19 protein-coding genes and 1 other RNA gene are annotated in these 19,877 nt (G+C 60.2%); 4 read left to right on the top strand and 16 right to left on the bottom strand.

Features of this window, described 5'->3' with window-relative positions:
* The 14 genes from UIA24_RS13130 to rsmI all read right to left on the bottom strand — a co-directional run bounded on the left by UIA24_RS13130 (nt 1) and on the right by rsmI (nt 14,976).
* Complete coding sequence (locus tag UIA24_RS13130) at nt 1-960, bottom strand: D-alanine--D-alanine ligase (protein ID WP_099775718.1); 960 nt, start codon at nt 958-960, stop codon at nt 1-3.
* Nucleotides 957-2,411 carry a UDP-N-acetylmuramate--L-alanine ligase gene (gene murC / locus UIA24_RS13125; protein ID WP_330523023.1) on the bottom strand — a complete coding sequence of 485 codons (1,455 nt, stop codon included), beginning with the start codon at nt 2,409-2,411 and terminating at the stop codon, nt 957-959. Before murC ends, UIA24_RS13130 begins: the two co-directional genes overlap by 4 nt.
* Nucleotides 2,404-3,483, bottom strand: coding sequence for an undecaprenyldiphospho-muramoylpentapeptide beta-N-acetylglucosaminyltransferase (gene murG / locus UIA24_RS13120; RefSeq protein WP_099775720.1), 1,080 nt, complete (start codon nt 3,481-3,483; stop codon nt 2,404-2,406). Before murG ends, murC begins: the two co-directional genes overlap by 8 nt.
* Nucleotides 3,473-4,687, bottom strand: a complete 1,215-nt coding sequence (ftsW, locus tag UIA24_RS13115; protein ID WP_065758914.1) for a putative lipid II flippase FtsW — start codon at nt 4,685-4,687, stop codon at nt 3,473-3,475. The genes murG and ftsW overlap by 11 nt, the downstream gene beginning before the upstream one ends.
* Complete coding sequence (gene murD, locus UIA24_RS13110) at nt 4,684-6,030, bottom strand: UDP-N-acetylmuramoyl-L-alanine--D-glutamate ligase (protein WP_330523022.1); 1,347 nt, start codon at nt 6,028-6,030, stop codon at nt 4,684-4,686. The genes ftsW and murD overlap by 4 nt, the downstream gene beginning before the upstream one ends.
* Nucleotides 6,031-6,036: 6 nt before the next feature.
* The gene (mraY, locus tag UIA24_RS13105) at nt 6,037-7,119 is read right to left on the bottom strand and encodes a phospho-N-acetylmuramoyl-pentapeptide-transferase (protein ID WP_065758912.1); all 1,083 of its coding nucleotides are present in this window, start codon (nt 7,117-7,119) and stop codon (nt 6,037-6,039) included.
* Nucleotides 7,119-8,486 carry a UDP-N-acetylmuramoyl-tripeptide--D-alanyl-D-alanine ligase gene (locus UIA24_RS13100; protein ID WP_330523021.1) on the bottom strand — a complete coding sequence of 456 codons (1,368 nt, stop codon included), beginning with the start codon at nt 8,484-8,486 and terminating at the stop codon, nt 7,119-7,121. The genes mraY and UIA24_RS13100 overlap by 1 nt, the downstream gene beginning before the upstream one ends.
* Nucleotides 8,479-9,942: a UDP-N-acetylmuramoyl-L-alanyl-D-glutamate--2,6-diaminopimelate ligase gene (locus tag UIA24_RS13095; protein ID WP_065758910.1), complete on the bottom strand. Its 1,464-nt coding sequence runs from the start codon at nt 9,940-9,942 to the stop codon at nt 8,479-8,481. Before UIA24_RS13095 ends, UIA24_RS13100 begins: the two co-directional genes overlap by 8 nt.
* Nucleotides 9,942-11,675, bottom strand: coding sequence for a peptidoglycan D,D-transpeptidase FtsI family protein (locus tag UIA24_RS13090; RefSeq protein ID WP_330523044.1), 1,734 nt, complete (start codon nt 11,673-11,675; stop codon nt 9,942-9,944). The genes UIA24_RS13095 and UIA24_RS13090 overlap by 1 nt, the downstream gene beginning before the upstream one ends.
* Nucleotides 11,675-11,968 (bottom strand): cell division protein FtsL, encoded by a 294-nt coding sequence (gene ftsL, locus UIA24_RS13085; RefSeq protein ID WP_099775725.1) that lies wholly within the window; start codon nt 11,966-11,968, stop codon nt 11,675-11,677. The genes UIA24_RS13090 and ftsL overlap by 1 nt, the downstream gene beginning before the upstream one ends.
* On the bottom strand, nt 11,965-12,912 hold the full coding sequence (rsmH, locus tag UIA24_RS13080) for a 16S rRNA (cytosine(1402)-N(4))-methyltransferase RsmH (protein WP_065758907.1): 948 nt from the start codon (nt 12,910-12,912) through the stop codon (nt 11,965-11,967). Before rsmH ends, ftsL begins: the two co-directional genes overlap by 4 nt.
* A complete protein-coding gene (mraZ, locus tag UIA24_RS13075) occupies nt 12,909-13,364 on the bottom strand; it encodes a division/cell wall cluster transcriptional repressor MraZ (protein WP_065758906.1) in 456 nt (151 codons plus the stop codon). Before mraZ ends, rsmH begins: the two co-directional genes overlap by 4 nt.
* Before the next feature lie 309 nt (nt 13,365-13,673).
* Nucleotides 13,674-14,033: RNase P RNA component class A (gene rnpB / locus UIA24_RS13070), an RNA gene on the bottom strand.
* Nucleotides 14,034-14,100: 67 nt separating this feature from the next.
* Nucleotides 14,101-14,976, bottom strand: a complete 876-nt coding sequence (rsmI, locus tag UIA24_RS13065; protein ID WP_330523020.1) for a 16S rRNA (cytidine(1402)-2'-O)-methyltransferase — start codon at nt 14,974-14,976, stop codon at nt 14,101-14,103.
* A 187-nt stretch (nt 14,977-15,163) separates the two neighbouring features.
* Here rsmI and UIA24_RS13060 point away from each other — a divergent pair, with 187 nt between their 5' ends.
* The 4 genes from UIA24_RS13060 to UIA24_RS13045 all read left to right on the top strand — a co-directional run bounded on the left by UIA24_RS13060 (nt 15,164) and on the right by UIA24_RS13045 (nt 18,659).
* Nucleotides 15,164-16,984 carry a penicillin-binding protein activator gene (locus UIA24_RS13060; RefSeq protein WP_330523019.1) on the top strand — a complete coding sequence of 607 codons (1,821 nt, stop codon included), beginning with the start codon at nt 15,164-15,166 and terminating at the stop codon, nt 16,982-16,984.
* Complete coding sequence (locus UIA24_RS13055) at nt 16,984-17,355, top strand: YraN family protein (RefSeq protein WP_065758903.1); 372 nt, start codon at nt 16,984-16,986, stop codon at nt 17,353-17,355. The genes UIA24_RS13060 and UIA24_RS13055 overlap by 1 nt, the downstream gene beginning before the upstream one ends.
* 132 nt (nt 17,356-17,487) lie before the next feature.
* Entirely contained in the window at nt 17,488-18,081 is a 594-nt protein-coding gene (locus tag UIA24_RS13050; RefSeq protein WP_065758902.1) for a phosphoheptose isomerase, read from the top strand.
* Complete coding sequence (locus UIA24_RS13045) at nt 18,078-18,659, top strand: BON domain-containing protein (protein ID WP_065758901.1); 582 nt, start codon at nt 18,078-18,080, stop codon at nt 18,657-18,659. The genes UIA24_RS13050 and UIA24_RS13045 overlap by 4 nt, the downstream gene beginning before the upstream one ends.
* 82 nt (nt 18,660-18,741) lie before the next feature.
* On the opposite strand, the gene UIA24_RS13040 is transcribed toward UIA24_RS13045, so the two are convergent.
* Complete coding sequence (locus UIA24_RS13040; RefSeq protein ID WP_065761947.1) at nt 18,742-19,158, bottom strand: ClpXP protease specificity-enhancing factor; 417 nt, start codon at nt 19,156-19,158, stop codon at nt 18,742-18,744.
* Nucleotides 19,159-19,175: 17 nt separating this feature from the next.
* Entirely contained in the window at nt 19,176-19,793 is a 618-nt protein-coding gene (locus UIA24_RS13035; protein ID WP_065761948.1) for a glutathione S-transferase N-terminal domain-containing protein, read from the bottom strand.
* Nucleotides 19,794-19,877: the final 84 nt, after the last annotated feature.

Genomic DNA, 19,877 nt, shown 5'->3' with positions numbered 1-19,877 from the left:
TTAACCTCGCGCCTCAACGCTAGCGGCCAGGATTGCCAGCACCAACTGCTGGAAGTCCAGGCCGGCTGCGCGAGCCGCCATCGGGACCAGGCTGTGATCAGTCATGCCTGGTGCGGTATTGACTTCGAGCAGCCAGAACCGGCCCTGCTCGTCCTGCATCACATCAACCCGCCCCCACCCTGCGATGCCGATGGCTTCGCAAGCACGTGCGGTAAGGTCGATCAGTTCCTGTTCCTTGGCGCTGTCCAGGCCGCAGGGAATGCGGTACTGGGTATCGTTGGCCAGGTACTTGGCGTCGTAGTCGTAGAACGAGTGCGGCGTACCCAGGGCAATCGGTGGCAGCACCTTGTCGCGCAACACGGCCACGGTGAATTCCGGCCCCTGAATCCACTGCTCGACCAGCACTTGAGCGTCATAACGGGCAGCGTCCTTCCACGCCACGATGAGCTCGTCACGGCTGTGCACCTTGGCCATGCCGATGCTCGAACCCTCATGGGCAGGCTTGACGATCAGCGGGAAGCCCAGGGCCGACGCCGCGGCAACACAGTCGGCTTCGCTGGCCAGCACGGCATGGCGCGGGGTTGGAATACCCAGGCTCTGCCAGACCTGCTTGGTCCGCAATTTGTCCATGGCCAGGGCCGACGCGAGAATGCCGCTGCCGGTGTAAGGAATGCCCAGGCACTCCAACAGGCCTTGCATGCTGCCATCTTCACCGCCGCGGCCATGGAGAATGATGAACGCGCGGTCGATCTTTTCGTTCTGCAGACGGCTGAGCAGATCGTCACCAACGTCAATGGCAACCACGTCGACGCCAGCAGACTGCAGCGCGTCAATGACCGCGGCACCCGACTTGAGCGAGACCTCACGCTCAGCGCTCTTGCCGCCATAGAGCACGGCAACCCGACCGAAATCCTTCGGTGCGATGTGTGAATGCAGTTTCGAATAGTCGTTAACAGTCATTTCGATTTCCCTTCGCTGGCTGCAGCACTCGCGAACAACGGGCTCTTCAGCAATTGTGGGGCCAGGCCACCGATATCACCTGCCCCTTGGCACAGCAGGATGTCGCCGGCACGCAGCAGAGGTTTGACCAGCGGCGCCAGTTCGATGCCGCGCTCGATGTAGATCGGGTCGAGTTGGCCGCGCTGGCGAATGCTGTGGCAAAGCTGACGGCTGTCGGCGCCGGGGATCGGCTCCTCTCCAGCGGGATAAACCTCCATCAACAGCAGCACGTTGGCATCGGCCAGTACCTGCACGAAGTCGTCGTAGAGGTCGCGGGTGCGGCTATAACGGTGCGGCTGGTACACCATCACCAGACGGCGCTCCGGCCAACCACCGCGCACGGCCTTGATCACGGCAGCCACTTCGGTCGGGTGATGGCCGTAGTCGTCCACCAGCATCACGCTGCCGCCGTCCACTGGCAGCTCGCCATAGACCTGGAAGCGTCGACCAACACCCTGGAAGCCCGAAAGCCCCTGGACGATGGCTTCGTCGGTGATGCCTTCATCGGTCGCGATGGCGATGGTTGCCAAGGCGTTGAGCACGTTATGGTTGCCCGGCATGTTCACCGAGACATCCAGCGGCTCGCGGTCACGACGCAGCACGGTGAAGTGCGTCTGCATGCCCGACTGGCGAATATTGATTGCCCGTACGTCAGCTTCTTCGCTGACGCCGTAAGTGAGGGTCGGGCGTTTGATCAGCGGCAGAATCTCACGTACCACCGGGTCGTCCAGGCATACCACTGCCAAGCCATAAAACGGCAGGTTGTGCAGGAACTCGACAAAGGTTTTCTTCAGTTTGTTGAAGTCACCCTCATAGGTCGCCATATGGTCGGCATCAATGTTGGTGACCACCGCCACCAGCGGCTGCAAGTGCAGGAAGCTGGCGTCGCTCTCATCGGCTTCGGCGATCAGGTAGCGGCTGGTGCCCAACTGGGCATTGGTACCGGCTGCATTCAGACGACCACCGATGACAAACGTCGGGTCCAGGCCACCTGCGGCGAACACCGAGGCCAACAGGCTGGTCGTGGTGGTCTTGCCGTGGGTGCCGGCAACGGCAATACCGTGACGGTAGCGCATCAACTCGGCGAGCATCTCGGCACGCGGCACCACGGGAATACGACGTTCCAGGGCCGTAGCGACTTCAGGGTTGGCTATATTGACCGCGCTGGAGACCACCAGCACATCGGCGCTGGCAGCGTTCTCGGCGCGGTGGCCGATGAAGATCTCGGCGCCGAACGACAGCAGGCGCTCGGTGACCGGCGAAGCCTTGAGATCAGAACCCGAGACCTGATAACCCAGGTTCAACAGCACTTCGGCAATGCCGCACATCCCCACACCGCCAATACCGACGAAATGGATACGACGGATACGGCGCATTTCAGGTTGAGGCATGGCTTTGCGATTCTCAACCATGGGCCACCTCCAGGCAGATATCGACCACGGTGCGGGTGGCAGCGGGCTTGGCCAAGCGCCGTGCGGTGCTGGCCATCGTGTTGAGTTTTTCCGGTTGCATCAGCACCTCGTTCAGGCGTTCAGCGAGCTGCGCTGCGCCAGTTGTCGCTTGTGGCATCAGGAAGGCGGCGCCTTCACGAGCCAGATAATGGGCGTTATGGGTCTGGTGGTCGTCGATTGCGTGGGGCAATGGCACCAGCAACGACGGCAGTCCTGCTGCCGCCAGCTCACTGACCGTCAACGCACCTGCACGGCACACCACCAGATCAGCCCAGCCATAGGCCTGGGCCATGTCCTTGATAAAGGGCTCTACCTGAGCCTCGACCCCCGCTTCGCGATAGCGCTCGGCAGTGATCTGATCATGCTGTTTCCCGGCCTGATGGAACACTTTCGGGCGGATTGGTTCCGCAACCAGCGCCAATGCCTGGGGCAACAATTTGTTCAACGGCTCGGCACCCAGGCTGCCGCCGAGGATCAAGAGGTGCGGACGGCGACCGGCCAGCGGTTCGCGCACAGGCTCCAGGAACAACTCGCTGCGTACCGGATTGCCGGTGGTACGACGTTTTTCCGAAGCGGCGAAGGTGTCCGGGAACGCTTCGCAGACACGCGCAGACAGCGGTACCAGCAAACGATTGGCCGTCCCCGCACGGGCGTTCTGTTCGTGAATCACCAGTGGCACGCCACAGAGCTTCGCCGCAACGCCGCCCGGGCCGGTGACATAGCCGCCGAAACCCAGTACGCATACGGGCTTGAGCCGACGAATCACCTGGCGCGCCTGCAACACAGCCTTGAGCACCGTGAACGGCGCCTTGAGCAGCGACAGCTTGCTCTTGCCACGCAGGCCACTGACGTTGATCAGGTGCAACTGCAGCCCAGCCTGAGGAACCAGTTCGTTTTCAATGCCTCGCGGCGTTCCCAGCCAATGTACGGTGTAACCGCGTGCCTGGAACTCACGGGCACAGGCCAGCGCCGGGAACACGTGGCCCCCAGTGCCGCCTGCCATGATCAAGACGTTCTTGCCATTAGCGGCCATGATTCGGCTCCTCGGCAAAATCGCTTTCATCGAATTCGTGCTCTTCACTGCCCAGGTGGGTTCGACTCTCCCACTCGATTCGCAGCAGCAACCCCACACAGGCACAGCAGATCACCAGGGAACTGCCACCGTAACTGAGGAACGGCAACGTCAGGCCCTTGGTCGGCAGCAGGCCGACGTTCACCCCGATATTGATCAAGAATTGACCGATCCACAGGAAGGCCAGGCCGAACGCCATGTACGCGGCAAAGAACTGCTTGGCCTTCTCGGCCCACAGACCGATGTACAGCGACCGCACCGTAACAAACAGGAACAAGGCAACGGTCGCCAGCGAGCCAACGACGCCCAGTTCTTCAGCCAGCACCGAAAACACGAAGTCGGTGTGCGCTTCAGGCAGGTAGAACTGCTTCTGTACGCTGTTGCCCAAGCCGACACCAAACCACTCGCCACGACCAAACGCAATCAGTGCCTGCGTCAGCTGGTATCCCGAACCGAACTGATCGGACCACGGGTCGGTAAAAGTAATCAAACGCGCCATCCGGTAGGGCTGGGCCTGTACCAGAACAAACACGGCTCCGACCGCCAGCACCACCATCAGACTGAAGCGGAACAACCCAACACCGCCGAGGAACAGCATCGCCGCAGCCGCCCCCATCATCACGACGGTGGCACCGAAGTCAGGCTCCATCAGCAACAGGCCGGCCATCGGCAGCAAAACGATGAATGGCTTGAAAAAGCCCATCCAGCTCTCGCGTACCTCTGTCTGCCGTCGTACCAGATAGCCGGCGAGGTAGATCACCACGAAAACCTTGGCAATTTCCGACGGCTGCACGTTGAAGAAGCTGAAGCCGATCCAGCGCATCGAACCGTTCACTTCCCGGCCAATGCCTGGCACCAGCACCAACACCAACAGGCCAAAGGCACCCACCAGCATCAGGAAGCCCATGCGTTGCCAGGTGGCAATCGGCACCATTATGGTCACTACGCCAGCGCCCAAGCCCAGCAGCACGTAAACCAGGTGACGGAACATGTGGTACAGCGGTGTGCCCGATTGCGCCGCCGCCACTTCCGAGGAAGCCGAGGTGATCATCACCAGACCCAGGCCCAACAAGGCCAGGCAACCGGCAAGCAACGGGAAGTCGAGGTCGATACCTCGCCCGGTGATCAACGGTGATGGGTAGGGCTTGATGATGCCAAAGATCATGAAAGCCCCTCCACCGCGTGGGCGAACAGACGCCCACGCTCTTCAAAGTTCTTGAACATGTCGAGGCTGGCGCAGGCGGGTGACAGCAACACGGCATCACCCGGACGGGCCAGCGCTGCGCATTGCTGGACGGCTTCGTCCAGGGTCTTCACACGAATCAGCGGCACGCTGTCGCCCAAGGCCTGGGCCAGCAATTCGGCATCGCGACCCAGCAGCACCACAGCGCGACAATGGGCTGCCACCGGAGCACGCAGGGCGCTGAAATCTGCACCCTTGCCATCACCGCCAGCCACCAGCACCAGCTTGCCGTCGATATCGGCGCCCAGGCCTTCGATAGCGGCCAAGGCTGCACCGACGTTGGTCGCCTTGGAGTCGTCGTACCAGTTCACCCCGTCACGCTCACGCAGCCACTGGCAACGGTGTGCAAGGCCGGTAAAACTGCGCAGGCTGCTCAGCATGGCATCGAACGGCAGGCCAACAGCATGGCCCAGCGCCAGCGCGGCAAGGGCATTGGACTGATTGTGAGCGCCGCGAACCTTCAGCTCACGCACCGGCATCAGGTTCTGGAATTCGAAGGCCAGGTACTTCTCGCCATTCTCCTCACGCAAACCGAATGCCCTGAAATCCGGGGCATTCAAACCGAAGGTCCAGCAGGTCTGGCCCTCGGTCAGCAGGGGACGGCTCAGGGCATCCTGGCGGTTGACCACAACCTGACGCGCGCCGCGGAAGATCCGGTGCTTGGCCAGATGATACGCCGGCAGGCCGCTGTAACGGTCCATGTGGTCTTCACTGATGTTCAGCACGGTCGCCACTTCGGCGTTGAGCTGATCCGTGGTTTCCAGCTGAAAGCTGGAAAGCTCCAGGACGTACAGTTCAACGTCGTCGCTCAACAGGTCCAGGGCGGGGGTACCCAGGTTGCCACCCACCGCAACACGCTTGCCGGCTGCCGCAGCCATCTCCCCGACCAGGGTGGTCACAGTGCTTTTGGCATTGGAGCCGCTGATCGCGACAATAGGTGCCTTGGCATTGCGGGCAAACAGTTCGATATCACCCGACAGTTTCACGCCACGGGCAGCCGCCTGTTGCAATGCAGGTGTCGCCAGCGCCAGGCCCGGGCTGACATACAGTTCGTCAGCACGGCACAGAAAGTCCACATCCAGTTCGCCGCAACGTACTTCCACCTGTGGATAGTCGCGCCGCAGCGTTGCCAGCTCCGGCGGGTTCTCGCGCGTATCGGCGACCGCAAACGCAACGCCCCGGCTCGCCAGGAAGCGAACCAGGGACATGCCGCTCTTGCCGAGGCCGACAACAATGCGGAAGTGGTCAGAAGCGATCAGGGACACGCGTGTCTACCTCAGTTTCAGGGTGGCAAGGCCAATCAGCACCAGAATCACGGTGATAATCCAGAAACGGACGATCACACGCGGCTCGGGCCAACCCTTGAGTTCAAAGTGGTGGTGGATAGGCGCCATGCGGAACACACGACGACCGGTCAATTTAAAGGACGCCACCTGGATGACCACCGACAGGGTCTCCATGACGAAAATGCCGCCCATGATGAACAGCACGATCTCCTGGCGGACGATCACGGCAATGGTGCCCAGTGCAGCACCCAGTGCCAGCGCGCCGACATCACCCATGAAGACCTGAGCCGGATAGGTGTTGAACCAGAGGAAACCCAGGCCCGCACCGATCAAGGCGCCACAGAACACGATCAGCTCGCCAGAGCCCGGTACATAAGGAATCAGCAGGTATTCAGCAAACTTCACGTTACCCGACAGGTAGCAGAAGATACCCAAGGCGCCGCCAACCATCACCGTGGGCAGAATGGCCAGGCCATCGAGGCCATCGGTCAGGTTGACCGCGTTACTCGAACCGACGATCACGAAATAGGTCAGCACCACGAAGCCAATGCCCAACGGAATGGTGACATCCTTGAGCATCGGTACGATCAGCGTGGTCTCGACGCTGGTCGGTGCCGTCATGTACAGGAAGATCGCAGCGCCCAGGCCGAACACCGATTGCCAGAAATACTTCCAGCGGCTCGGCAGGCCACGCGAATTCTTTTCAATCACCTTGCGGTAGTCGTCAACCCAACCAATGGCGCCAAACAGCAGCGTGACGATCAGCACGACCCACACATAACGGTTGCTCAGGTCGGCCCAAAGCAGCGTACTGATGGCAATGGCCGACAGGATCAAGGCACCACCCATGGTCGGGGTACCGGACTTGGACAAGTGCGATTGCGGGCCGTCATTACGCACCGCCTGACCGATCTGGCGAATCTGCAGCGTGCGGATCATCCAGGGCCCCAGGCACAGGGCCAGCGACAACGCCGTCAGCACACCCAGAATCCCGCGCAGGGTCAGGTACTGAAAGACCGCGAAGCCTTTGTAGAACTGTTGCAGATACTCGGCCAACAGCAGCAGCATTAATGTTTCTCCCCGCTGGAACCGCACAAGGCCGCCACGACGTTTTCCATCGCAGCGCTGCGCGAACCCTTGATCAAAATGGTGGTATTGCCAGCCTGCTCGCCACGAACGGCTTCGATCAGGTCGGCTTGAGTAGCGAAGTGGCGGGCATTGATGCCAAACGCCTTAACAGCGTGAGCCATCATTGGCCCTACGGCATAGAGTGCCGAAACCTTGTCTTTGGCGTAGTCGCCCACCTGCCGATGCCCTTCCTCGGCCCACTGGCCCAGTTCGCCAATATCCCCGAGCACCAGAACAGTGCGCCCGGAAAAGCCGGCGAGTATATCAACGGCAGCACACATGGAGGTGGGGTTTGCGTTGTAAGTGTCATCGATCACCCGAACGCCATTTGCAGCCATCTGTACCACGGTGCGGCCCTTGACGGGCTGCACGGCATTCAGGCCGGCAACAATACCTTCAAGTGTCAGACCAAAGGCATAGGCGGCAGCGGCGGCAGCCAAGGCATTGCTGACGTTGTGCGTGCCGAGCAGGTTCAACTGCACCCGCGCCGAACCCAGAGGGCTACGCAAGTCGAATGCGGGGCAACCGCGCACATCGCGATCAAGCGCAGTGGCATGGAAATCAGCGGCAGCATTGTTCAGCGCAAAACTGATCACACGGCGATCGCCTGCGCGCTGCTTCCAGGTAGCGAACGCCTTGTCATCAAGGTTGAGGATCGCCACGCCATCCTGATCGAGGCCCTCAAGGATTTCACCTTTGGCTTCAACAATCTTTTCCGGACCGCCAAATTCGCCGACATGAGCCGTACCGGCATTGTTGATCAAGGCGACATGCGGCCGGGTCAGGCCAACGGTGTAGGCGATTTCGCCGATGCGCGAAGCACCCAGCTCAATAACCGCCGCAGTGTGCTCCGATGCCAACTCCAGCAGCGTCAATGGCGCGCCAAGGTCGTTGTTCAGATTGCCACGGGTGGCCAACACCGGCCCACGGGTGCGCAGGATACTGGCGAGCATCTCTTTAACCGTGGTTTTACCGCTAGAGCCGGTAATCGCCGCGACAGGCTTGTCGAACCGGACACGGTTCAGCGCACCCAGTTGGCCCAGTGCCAGACGACTGTCGGCCACGATCAGCTGTGGCAAACCAGTACCTGGCACTTCACGCTCGACCAACGCCGCCACAGCCCCCTTGGCTGCAACATCGTTCAGGTAGTCGTGCCCATCGAAACGCGGCCCGGTCAGCGCCACGAACAACTGCCCCGGGGTAATTGCACGGCTGTCGATACTGACGCCATTGAACGTGGCATCACTGCCATGCACACGTGCCTGCAATGCTACGGTCAACTCGCTGAGCGACAGTGGCTTAAGCATGAGTAACCTCCCAGGCGCTCAACGCGCGCTCGGCTTCAACCAGATCGGAGAACGCATGCCGCTGGCCATTGATCTCTTGATAATCTTCGTGCCCTTTGCCGGCCAGGACGACGACATCATCGGCCGCCACACTGGCGATCAGTTGGGCGATAGCTTCACCGCGCCCGGCAACGAATTCGACGGCTGTCACGTCATCGAAGCCTGCACGAATGTCCGCAAAAATCTGCTGCGGATCTTCACTGCGCGGGTTGTCGTCAGTGACCAGCACACGATCAGCCAGACGCTCGGCAACCTGCGCCATCAGCGGTCGTTTGCCGCGATCACGGTCACCACCGCACCCGAACAGGCACAACAACTGCCCCTTGGCGTGCGGGCGCAGAGCTTCAAGTACCTTTTCCAAGGCGTCCGGGGTATGTGCGTAATCGACCACCACCAAAGGCCGCTTGCCGCCACCCAGGCGCTGCATGCGCCCAACCGGCCCATCCAGCTCGGGGGTGACCTTGAGAATTTCATCCAGCGGGTAATCCAGCGCCAGCAATGTGCCGACCGCAGCCAGCATATTGCTCAGATTGAAGCGCCCAAGCAGGCGGCTACGCAGGGTACGTTCGCCCTGAGCCGTCACGATCACGGCGCGCACGCCATCATCATCGAAATGAGCTTCGCGGCAATAAAGCGAGGCCTCGGCATCGATCAAGCTGTAGCTGATAAGACGCGCATCACTGGATTCGGCAGCGAGGCGGCGACCAAAGTCGTCGTCCAGGTTGACCACCCGGCACCGCAGGTTCGGCCAGGCAAACAGGCGTGCCTTGGCAGCCTCGTAGTCCTGCATGCTGCCGTGGTAATCCAAATGATCACGCGACAAATTGGTCATCACAGCAATATCGAACGCAAGGGCTGCGACCCGGCCTTGATCCAACGCGTGAGAGGACACTTCCATGGCCACCGCACGAGCGCCCTGGTTTTTCAGATCGTTGAGCGTGGCCTGTACCGCAATAGGGTCAGGCGTCGTCAGGCGGCCACTTTGCAAAGCACCATAAAACCCGGTGCCCAAGGTACCGATCAGACCGCAGTGCTGGCCAAGACGGTCCAACGCCTGAGCCACCAACTGAGTCACACTGGTCTTGCCGTTGGTTCCAGTGACACCCACCAGGTCCAGCAGACGGCTGGGCTCGCCATAGAAACGCCCGGCGATGTCCGACAACTGGGCAGCCAGGCCCTTGACCGGAATCAACGGCACATCCGTGAGCGGCAACACGCTGGCGCCGTCAGCCTCATAGGCAACAGCCGCGGCACCGCGCGCCAGCGCATCGGCAATGTGCTCGCGCCCGTCCACACGCGTCCCCGGCACCGCCAGGAACAGATCGCCAGGACGCACGTTACGACTGTCGAGCGTCAGCTCGCGAATCAATGGATCGCGCGAGGCTTGGGCGAACAGCTTACTCAATGGCATTGTCATTATCCGCGCCCTCCTTTGGCGGGCGCAGCATTGACCTGCTGCGGTGGAATAGGTGCCGGCAGGTTGTCCGGCGGAACGTTCATCAAACGCAGGGTGCCCGACATGACCTTGCTGAACACCGGCGCAGAAACCAGGCCACCGAAGTAACCACCTTTGCTCGGCTCGTCGATGACCACCACGATGGCGTAACGCGGATCACTCATGGGCCCGAAGCCGGCGAACAGGGATCGGTAGGCGTTCTCGGTATAACCTTTGGAACCAATGGTGGCCTTACGGGCCGTACCGCTCTTGCCGCCGACGTGATAGAACGGCACCTGCGCACGGAACACCCCACGCGGCGCTTCGATTACTTGCTGCAGCATGCCTTGAATGGTTTCTGCGGTTTCCTTCGGCACTACCTGGGTTTCTTCAGGTGCCTTGTCGGTCTTGAGAATGCTCAACGGCACCATCTTGCCGTCGTTGGCCAATGCCGCATACGCGTGCACCAACTGCAACGCGGTAACCGACAAACCATAGCCATAAGACAGCGTGGCGGTCTCGGCCTTGCGCCACTCACGGTGGTTCGGCAAGTTACCGACGCGCTCGCCCGGGAACCCCAGGCCGGTGTACTGGCCCAGGCCCAATTGAGCCATGACGCGATAGATCGCCTCGCCGCCAATATCGAAGGCGATCTTGCTCATGCCGACGTTACTGGAGTTGATCAGGATGCCCGTCAGATCGAGGATCGGGCCTTCGGTCTTGGAAACGTCACGAATGGTGTAACGGCCCAGCTGCAAGGTACCGGGATACACCTCGACCTTGTCGGTCGGCTTCCAGCGTCCGCTTTGCAGCGCCGCACTCATCGACAATGGCTTGACGGTGGAGCCTGGCTCGAACACATCGATGATGGCCCGGTTACGCATCGCAGCGGGGAACATGCTGCGACGGTTGTTCGGGTTGTAGGTTGGCTGGTTGACCATTGCCAGGACTTCGCCAGTCTTCACGTCCATGATCACCAGGCTACCGGCCTTGGCTTCCTGCTCGGCAATCGCATTGCGCAGCTCGCGGGTAGCCAGGTACTGCAGACGCAGGTCAATGGACAACGCCAAGGTCTTCCCTGCCTTGGCGTTCTTGGTTACCTGGATGTCCTTGATAAGTCGGCCACGCCGATCCTTGATCACCTGACGTTTTCCCGGGACCCCGGCCAGCCAGTCATCGTAGGCCAGTTCCACACCTTCCCGACCGTGATCATCAAGGTCGGTGAAACCAACCATGTGCGCAGTTACGTCACCGGCCGGATAGAACCGCCTGAACTCCTCGATGCCGTAGACGCCCGGTATTTTCAGGTCGAGCACAACCTGTCCTTGCTCTGGGGTCAGGCCGCGCACCAGATAAATGAACTCTTTGTTGGCCTGCGCCTCAAGACGCTGGCTCAACTGATTGGGATCCTGCTTGAGGGCGGCCGCCAACACCGGCCAACGGTCCTTGCCTGCTTGCATCTCCTTCGGGTTGGCCCACAGCGTGGTAACCGGTGTACTGACCGCCAGCGGTTCGCCGTTGCGGTCGGTAATCAACCCACGGTGTGCAGGAATGGGAATATGGCGCAGGCTGCGCGCATCGCCTTGCCCCTTGAGAAAGTCACGGTCGACTACCTGCAAATCGACGATTCGCCAGGCAATGGCGCCGACCATCAAGGCCAGCAGCGCAAGCACCACGCGAAACCGCCACGGATAAAGCGCACCCTCAAGCTTCATCATGGCACCACCATCCTTACTTCATCGGCGCCAGGAATACGCATTTTCAACTGCTCGCTAGCCAGGCTCTCGATCCGGCTGTGGGCGGTCCAGGTACTTTGTTCAAGGATCAAACGACCCCACTCGGCCTGCGCCTTGTCGCGCTCGTTCAATTCGCCATAGAGGGTGTTAAGCAGTTGACGATTCCAGTGCGCGCTGTAGGACACGGCGATCGCCGAAATGAGCACGCCAATGAACAGCAGCAGCATCAGGAAGCTTCCGCCTGGTAGAGGCTTGGCAAAAAGCTTGCTCACCGCAGCTTCTCCGCAACCCGCATGACCGCGCTACGCGAACGCGGGTTAGCCTTGAGCTCAGCGTCGGAGGCGAACTGCGCCTTGCCGTGCACCTTGATCTTCGGCTCGAAAGGCTTGTGCTGTACAGGCAGGTTGCGCGGCAGGTTATCGGCCTCACCCTTGACCAGTTTGCGCATGAACAGTTTGACGATCCGGTCTTCCAGGGAGTGGAAGCTGATCACCACCAGACGACCGCCAATCTCCAGCATCTCGAGCGCAGCCTCCAGGCCAGCCTCAAGATCACCCAGCTCGTTATTGACGTGAATGCGCAGCCCCTGGAATGCACGGGTTGCCGGGTTCTTGCCCTTCTCCCATGCCGGATTGGCTACCTTGAGCACTTCGGCGAGGTCTGCGGTACGGGTAAACGGCTGCACCTGACGACGCTCGACCACGGCACGGGCCATCCGCTTGGCGAAACGCTCCTCGCCGTACTCCTTGAATACCCGGGCAATTTCCTCTTCGGGCGCCGTAGCAATGAATTCTGCCGCACTGATACCCCGCGAAGGGTCCATGCGCATATCCAGAGGGCCATCGTTCAAAAAGCTGAAACCGCGCTCGGGGTCATCCAGCTGAGGCGAGGAAACGCCCAGATCAAGCAGCACGCCACTGACCTTGCCGGCCAGGCCGCGCGCGGAAACCTCTGCACCCAGCTCGGCAAAACTGCGCTGCACAATAACAAAGCGGCCGTCTTCGGCCGCCAGCGCTTGCCCGGTTGCAATCGCTTGAGGATCTTTATCGAAGCCGAGCAGTCGCCCTTGCGGCCCCAAATGCCGAAGGATCAAACGGCTGTGACCGCCACGACCGAACGTGCCGTCCAGGTAGCAGCCATCGGCGCGTATGGCGAGAGCCTCGACGGCTTCGTCAAGCAGCACGGTGATGTGGTTAAAGCCGCTATCTATAGTCACAGGATCAAATCACGTAGTTCATCAGGCATGGCGCCCGGTTGTTGAATGGCCGCCAGGTCTGCTGCAGCAACAGCATTCCAGGCATCCTCGTCCCACAATTGGAATTTGTTCAGTTGCCCCACAAGCATTGCGCGCTTGTCGAGCTTGGCGTACTCACGCAAACGCGGAGGCACCAGGAAGCGCCCACTGCCATCAAGCTCCAGATCAACCGCATTGCCGATCAGCAAACGCTGCAGGCGACGGTTCTCTTCACGCAATGACGGCAAGGCACGCAACTTGGCTTCAATAATTTCCCATTCATCAAGCGGGTAGACACACAAACAGGGGTCAACGGCATCAATTGTCACGATCAATTGCCCGGAACTGCGCGAATCAAGCTCGTCACGGTACCGGCTCGGCATTGCGAGACGGCCCTTAGCGTCGAGGTTGATAGCGTTTGCTCCGCGGAACACGGCTGCGCTTCCCTAATTGTTTGTTTTTTGTGCCTGAAAACCCACTTCATGCCACTTTCTGCCACTTGCGCACACTATAGGAATCCGCCCACCACACCGTCAAGGCACCCTTATAGGGAAAACCCTTACAGATCGGAGATTTAGCGCAACATTGGATAATGAAGAGACTTATCGGAGGGATTTTTGACGATAAATTGCGAGCTCACTCAAACGGATGGAGTGTGAACTTAAAGTAGTTTCTCAAGAGTAAGATTTTTTCGGTATTACCAAAGCGAATCTGCTATCGATTCAAGCAGGGGAGGGAAAAAGGTGGAGAGTCGATCTGTAAGCCGGGTTCTGTCGAGGACAGTCATTCCTCTACGACGGCCATCACTGGACGCCTTTAGCAACCTACCCGGTTCCAACGCGGGCCGCGCCATATGGAACCCTATTTGGTCTTGCTCCGAGTGGGGTTTACCTAGCCACGAACTGTTACCAGACGTGCGGTGCGCTCTTACCGCACCTTTTCACCCTTACCGGTACCGAAGTACTTAGGCGGTTATTTTCTGTGGCACTTTCCGTAGGCTCGCGCCCCCCAGGCATTACCTGGCACTCTGCCCTATGGAGCCCGGACTTTCCTCCCCCCTCTTTTGCAGAACAAAAGAAGGCAGCGACTGTCCAATCGACTCTCCGCCGCGAAGGTTAACGGTTGAAAGGCTCAAGAACAAGCTTAAATAGAAAGAATGGCCAGGTGATATCACTCGCCTTTCTGTTTTTCCAAGGCAACTTGATACAAAACATTCTTGCGTACACCGGTAATTTCCGCAGCCAATGCAGCTGCACGCTTGAGCGGCATTTCTGCAAGCAGCAGATCGAGCACACGCATCGCCTCGGCACTGACGGCTTGCTCATCCTCCGGTGCCACCCAACCGGCAACCAGCACCACGCACTCTCCGCGCTGCTGATTACTGTCGGACTCAACAAAGGCACGCAACTCGGCCAGCGGCAACCCCTTGAGCGTCTCGAACGTTTTGGTCAACTCACGCGCCAGAAGTGCCGGGCGCTCAGCACCAAACACCGACTCCATATCCTGCAGACACTCGAGGATTCGATGCGGCGCTTCGTAGAAGATCAATGTACGTGGCTCCTCCTTGAGCTGGCCCAGGCGCGCCTTGCGCCCGACAGCCTTGGCCGGCAGAAACCCTTCGAAAATGAAACGATCGGACGGCAAGCCCGCGGCGGACAGCGCCGCAATCAAGGCACACGCGCCAGGGACAGGCACCACCGCAATACCCGCTGCGCGCGCCTGCCGGACCAGGTGATAGCCCGGGTCGGAAATCAACGGCGTACCCGCATCGGAAATCAGCGCAACACTGTCGCCGGCCTGCAAACGGGTAATGAAGCGATTACCCTCGTCACGCTCATTGTGCTCATGACACGCCGCCAAGGGTGTGTTGATCCCGAAGTGCTGCAGCAACCGCACCGAGTGCCGCGTGTCCTCGGCCGCGATCAGCGCCACACTACTCAGAATCTTCAGGGCGCGCGCACTGATGTCATCCAGATTGCCAATCGGCGTGGCCACTACGTACAACGTACCGGCGGTGGAATTGGAAGCACCTGAAGCATCGGTCACAGCACACACCCATCATCGAGATCAAAGGCGCTATTGTAGCCCGATCGCCAGCAACAATGCGTAACCAAGACCTGCCTGGCACGAAGCCGAGCGACCTATAGTGAAGGTTTAGCGCCAGCGAGATCGCACCCAAGCAAGCGCTTGGGTACAATTGCAGGTTAATTTGATCGAGTAACAGGACATTTACATGATCGCTAGCCTGCGGCTGCTCTCAGCCCTCTGTCTCGCTGCCCTGCTGGCAGCCTGCGCCAGTTCGCCCTCATCAAGCCTGGGCGAGTTGCCACGCACTCCAGATGCCAGCATCGAGCAACTGCTCGACCAGGCCGCCACCAGCAAGACACCGGAAAAAGCCGCACTGTTGCGCCTGAGCGCGGCAGACTTGGCTCACACGCAAAAAGACAACGCACGTGCCTCGCAGATTCTTGAGCAGGTGCCGCTGGAATCACTCAAGCCCGCACAACAGGTCTTTGCCAGCACCTTGAGCGCCGAACTGGCGATGAGCCGTAATCAGCCCAAAGCTGCACTCAGCGCCCTGAGCCACCCCAGCCTGGCCCGCCTGAGCGAACTGCCGAAGGAGCAACAGGCTCGTACCTACAGCGTGCGCGCCGCCGCCCTTGAGGCCGACGGCCAAACCCTGGCGGCTGCCCAGGAGCGTGTTCAGTTGGCACCATTGCTCGCGGGCAACGCAGCCAACGCCAACCACGAAGCCATCTGGAGCCTGGTTTCCGCCCTGCCGAGCGAGCAACTGCAGAGCGTCAGCATGGGTAGCGACCCCTTGGCCGGCTGGGCCAGCCTGGCGCTGGCCGTGAAAAACGCAGGCACGCTGGAACAGCAACAGGTCGCCATCGAAACCTGGCGCGGCCAACACAGCGAACACCCTGCTGCCCTGCAACTGCCGCTGCCATTGGTAAAACTCAAGCAACTGGCCAGTCAGCCATTGACCAAAATTGCCCTGCTGCTGCCGCAGGAAGGTCAGCTGGCATCGGTAGCCCGCGCCCTGCGTGACGGCTTCATGGCTGCACACCTGCAAGCCCAGCAAGCCGGCCAGCAACCACCTGCAATCCAGGTGTTCGACAGCTCGCGCCTGACATCCCTGGATGACTTCTATCGCCAGGCACAGGCTGCCGGCGTACAACTGGTCATCGGCCCGCTGGAAAAGCCACTGGTCAAACAACTGAGCACCCGCACCCAACTGCCTATCACAACCCTCGCCCTGAACTACAGCGACGTCGGCCAAGGCAACCCACCACAACTGTTCCAGTTCGGCCTGGCCGCCGAAGACGAAGCACGTGAAGTGTCCCGCCGCGCCCATGCCGATGGCATGCGCCGCGCTGCAGCCCTGGTGCCACGTGGCGAATGGGGCGACCGCGTACTCAAGGCCTTCCGTCAGGACTGGGAAGCCAAAGGCGGCACCCTGATCGCAGCCGAGCATATCGACCAGCCTGTGGCCCTCGCCCAGCAAATCGCTGAGCTGTTCCAACTGCGCCAAAGCGAAGGCCGCGCGAAGAGCCTGCAGAGCACGGTCGGCGGTAACGTCTCGGCACAACCGTCACGCCGCCAGGACATCGACTTCATTTTCCTCGCTGCCACCCCGCAGCAGGCCCAGCAAATCAAGCCGACCCTGAACTTCCAGTACGCCGGCGACGTACCCGTGTACGCAACCTCGCACCTGTACAGCGCTTCAGGCGACGTCAACCAGTACAACGACATGAACGGCATTCGCTTCTGCGAAACCCCATGGCTGCTCGATACCGGCAATTCGCTGCGTCAACAGGTCGTTCGCCAATGGCCACAAGCCGGCGGCAGCCTGGGTCGTCTTTATGCCATGGGTATTGATGCCTACAGCCTCGCGCCTCGCCTGAGCCAGCTCAAGGCACTGCCAGACACCCGTATCGAAGGCTTCTCCGGCAGCCTGAGCATGGGCCAGAGCCAGCGCATCGAACGCCAACTGCCCTGGGCGGAGTTCTCCGCCGGCCAGGTCAAACGCTTGCCCGATACACCACGCTAATGCCCGACAGTTCGCGCCAGAAGGCCGGCCAAGCCGCCGAACAGCAGGCCCTGCAGTACCTTCAGGGACAAGGTCTGCACCTGCTGGCGCAGAACTGGCGATGCAAACGCGGTGAGCTTGATCTGGTCATGCTCGACAGCGATACAGTAGTATTCGTCGAAGTTCGTTACCGGCTGCACGCAAGCTTCGGCGGCGCACTCGGCAGTATCGATGCCCGCAAGCAGGAAAAACTGGCGCTGGCCGCCGAACATTTTCTGCAACAGGAAGCACGATGGGCCAGGCACCCTTGCCGATTCGATGTCATTGCCCTGCAAGGTCGCGGCCATGCAGGGCAAGCACTCGAATGGCTGAAAAATGCCTTCGAATGCTAAGCCAGCGCCTGGCAATGCATCGTTTACCCACCGAACTCAATTTGCTCTTTGCTTCACGGGCTGCACAGTCATGTGCCGGGGTATCCGGCTTCCCGACGCGCCCGGCCAGCCGCCCCACTTAAGGTCACACTGATGGACATGCAATCCCGAATTCGCCAGCTTTTCCAGGCCAGCATCAACACCAAGCAACAGGCGATGGACGTCCTTGCACCTCACATCGAGCAAGCCAGCCAGGTGATGGTCAATGCCCTGCTTAATGAGGGCAAGATGCTCGCATGCGGCAACGGTGGGTCGGCCGGCGACGCCCAGCACTTTTCCTCGGAACTGCTGAACCGCTTCGAACGTGAACGCCCAAGCCTGCCAGCGATCGCCCTGACGACCGATAGCTCGACCATCACCTCGATCGCAAACGATTACAGCTACAACGAGGTGTTCTCCAAGCAGATCCGTGCCCTTGGCCAACCCGGCGATGTGCTGCTGGCAATTTCGACCAGCGGCAACTCGGCAAACATTATTCAAGCGATCCAGGCCGCACATGATCGCGAAATGATTGTCGTAGCTCTGACTGGGCGCGACGGAGGCGGCATGGCTTCGTTGTTGCTGCCAGAGGACGTCGAGATTCGTGTCCCGGCCGACGTCACCGCACGCATCCAGGAAGTCCACCTGCTGGCGATCCACTGTCTCTGCGATCTGATCGACAGCCAATTGTTTGGGAGTGAAGAATGACCGCAAAACGCCTGGGCCTGATGGCCCTGACCTTGTGCCTCGGCCTGAATGCCGGTTGCAGCTCGGTAATTAGCGCAAGCCGCGAAGCCCCGATCGAGGATGATCGCGGCACGCGCACACTCGGCAGCAAGATTGACGACTCACTGATCGAAACCAAGGTGGCGGTGAACGTCGCCAAGGCCAGTCCCGACCTGGACAAGAATTCGCACATTGTCGTAAGCAGCTACAACGGTATCGTGCTGCTGGCGGGCCAGACCCCCCGCGCCGACCTCAAGAGCCTCGCCGAACAGGCCGCAAGCCAGGTTCAACGCGTCAAGAAGGTGCATAACGAACTGCAGGTCATCCAGCCCTCTTCGCTGCTCGCCCGCAACAATGACACCTGGCTGACCACCAAGATCAAAACCCAGATGCTGGCCGATGCCAACATACCCGGTTCGCGCATCAAGGTGATCACCGAGAACGGTATCGTCTACCTCCTCGGCCTCATGACCCAGCAAGAGGCCGCACGCGCAACCAGTCTGGTTCAGGGTGTGTCCGGGGTACAGAAGATCGTCAAGCTGTTCGAGTACATCGACTGATCCACAGCCTGACGCACCATCGACTGCCCGGACTCCGGGCATCGCGCACAAAAAAGGCGATCCACCTGGATCGCCTTTTTTGTTACTTGACCACTTTCAAGCTAGGCCGGCCACTTGGGCGCGGCGGTGGATTGTCGGTGTCATCGCCCGATTCATCCTCCCCCTCAAGCTCGTCGTCGTCCACCAGAGGCGGCTCAAGCTCGAACACCATACCCTGACCATTCTCTCGAGCGTAAATGCCCAGAATCGCACCTGTGGGCACGTAGAGGGTATGCGCAACGCCACCAAAGCGACCCTCGAAGCTCACGGCCTCGTTATCCATGTGCAAATGACGCACGGCACTGGGCGAAATGTTCAAGACGATCTGACCATCACTGGCAAAGCCTTGCGGCACCTGTACCGCCGGGTACTCGGCATTGACCAACATATGCGGCGTGCAATCGTTGTCCACGATCCACTCATACAACGCACGCACCAAATAAGGGCGACTGGAGTTCATAAACGGCTCCTTAAAACCTAACGCATTTCACGTTCAGCAGCGGACAGGCTCGCCTGGAAAGCTTCACGAGCGAACTGGCGCTCCATGTAGTCCAGCAACGGTTTTGCCGGCCGCGGCAATTCAATACCCAACACCGGCAAACGCCAGAGTATGGGCAGTAGACAACAGTCGACCAGACTTTGCTCCTCGCTCAAGAAACAAGGTTTTTCAGCAAACAGCGGAGAAACGCCAGTAAGGCTCTCTCGCAGCTCTTTGCGCGCCTGAGCGCGCGCGCTGTCCTTGCTGCGCGGATCAAGAATCAGATCAACCAACCCACACCAGTCGCGCTGGATGCGGTGTATCAGCAACCGGCTGTTGGCTCGGGCTACCGGATACACCGGCAGCAAGGGCGGGTGCGGATAACGCTCGTCGAGGTACTCCATCACCACGGTCGACTCAAACAACGCCAGATCGCGATCAACCAGTGTCGGCAGACTGCCGTAAGGGTTCACTTCAATCAGCTTTGCCGGCTGCTGACCGGCAGGCACATCAATGATCTGGACACTGACCCCCTTCTCGGCGAGAACAAGGCGTACCCGATGAGAATAGTGGTCAGCGGGGTCGGAGTAGCAGGCTAACCGGTTGGTCACGCCCATGGTGATCCTCCTCGCGAATGTAATTATGAATGGTACAAATGCAAACGCGCCCTGCGGACACCCCTGCGTTGCAGAGGCGCCCCA

The organism is Pseudomonas sp. AL 58, from assembly GCF_036348395.1.
GTDB lineage: Bacteria > Pseudomonadota > Gammaproteobacteria > Pseudomonadales > Pseudomonadaceae > Aquipseudomonas > Aquipseudomonas defluvii.
Note: the sequence above shows the minus strand (reverse complement) of the source record. Positions and strands in the feature narration are given on the sequence as shown.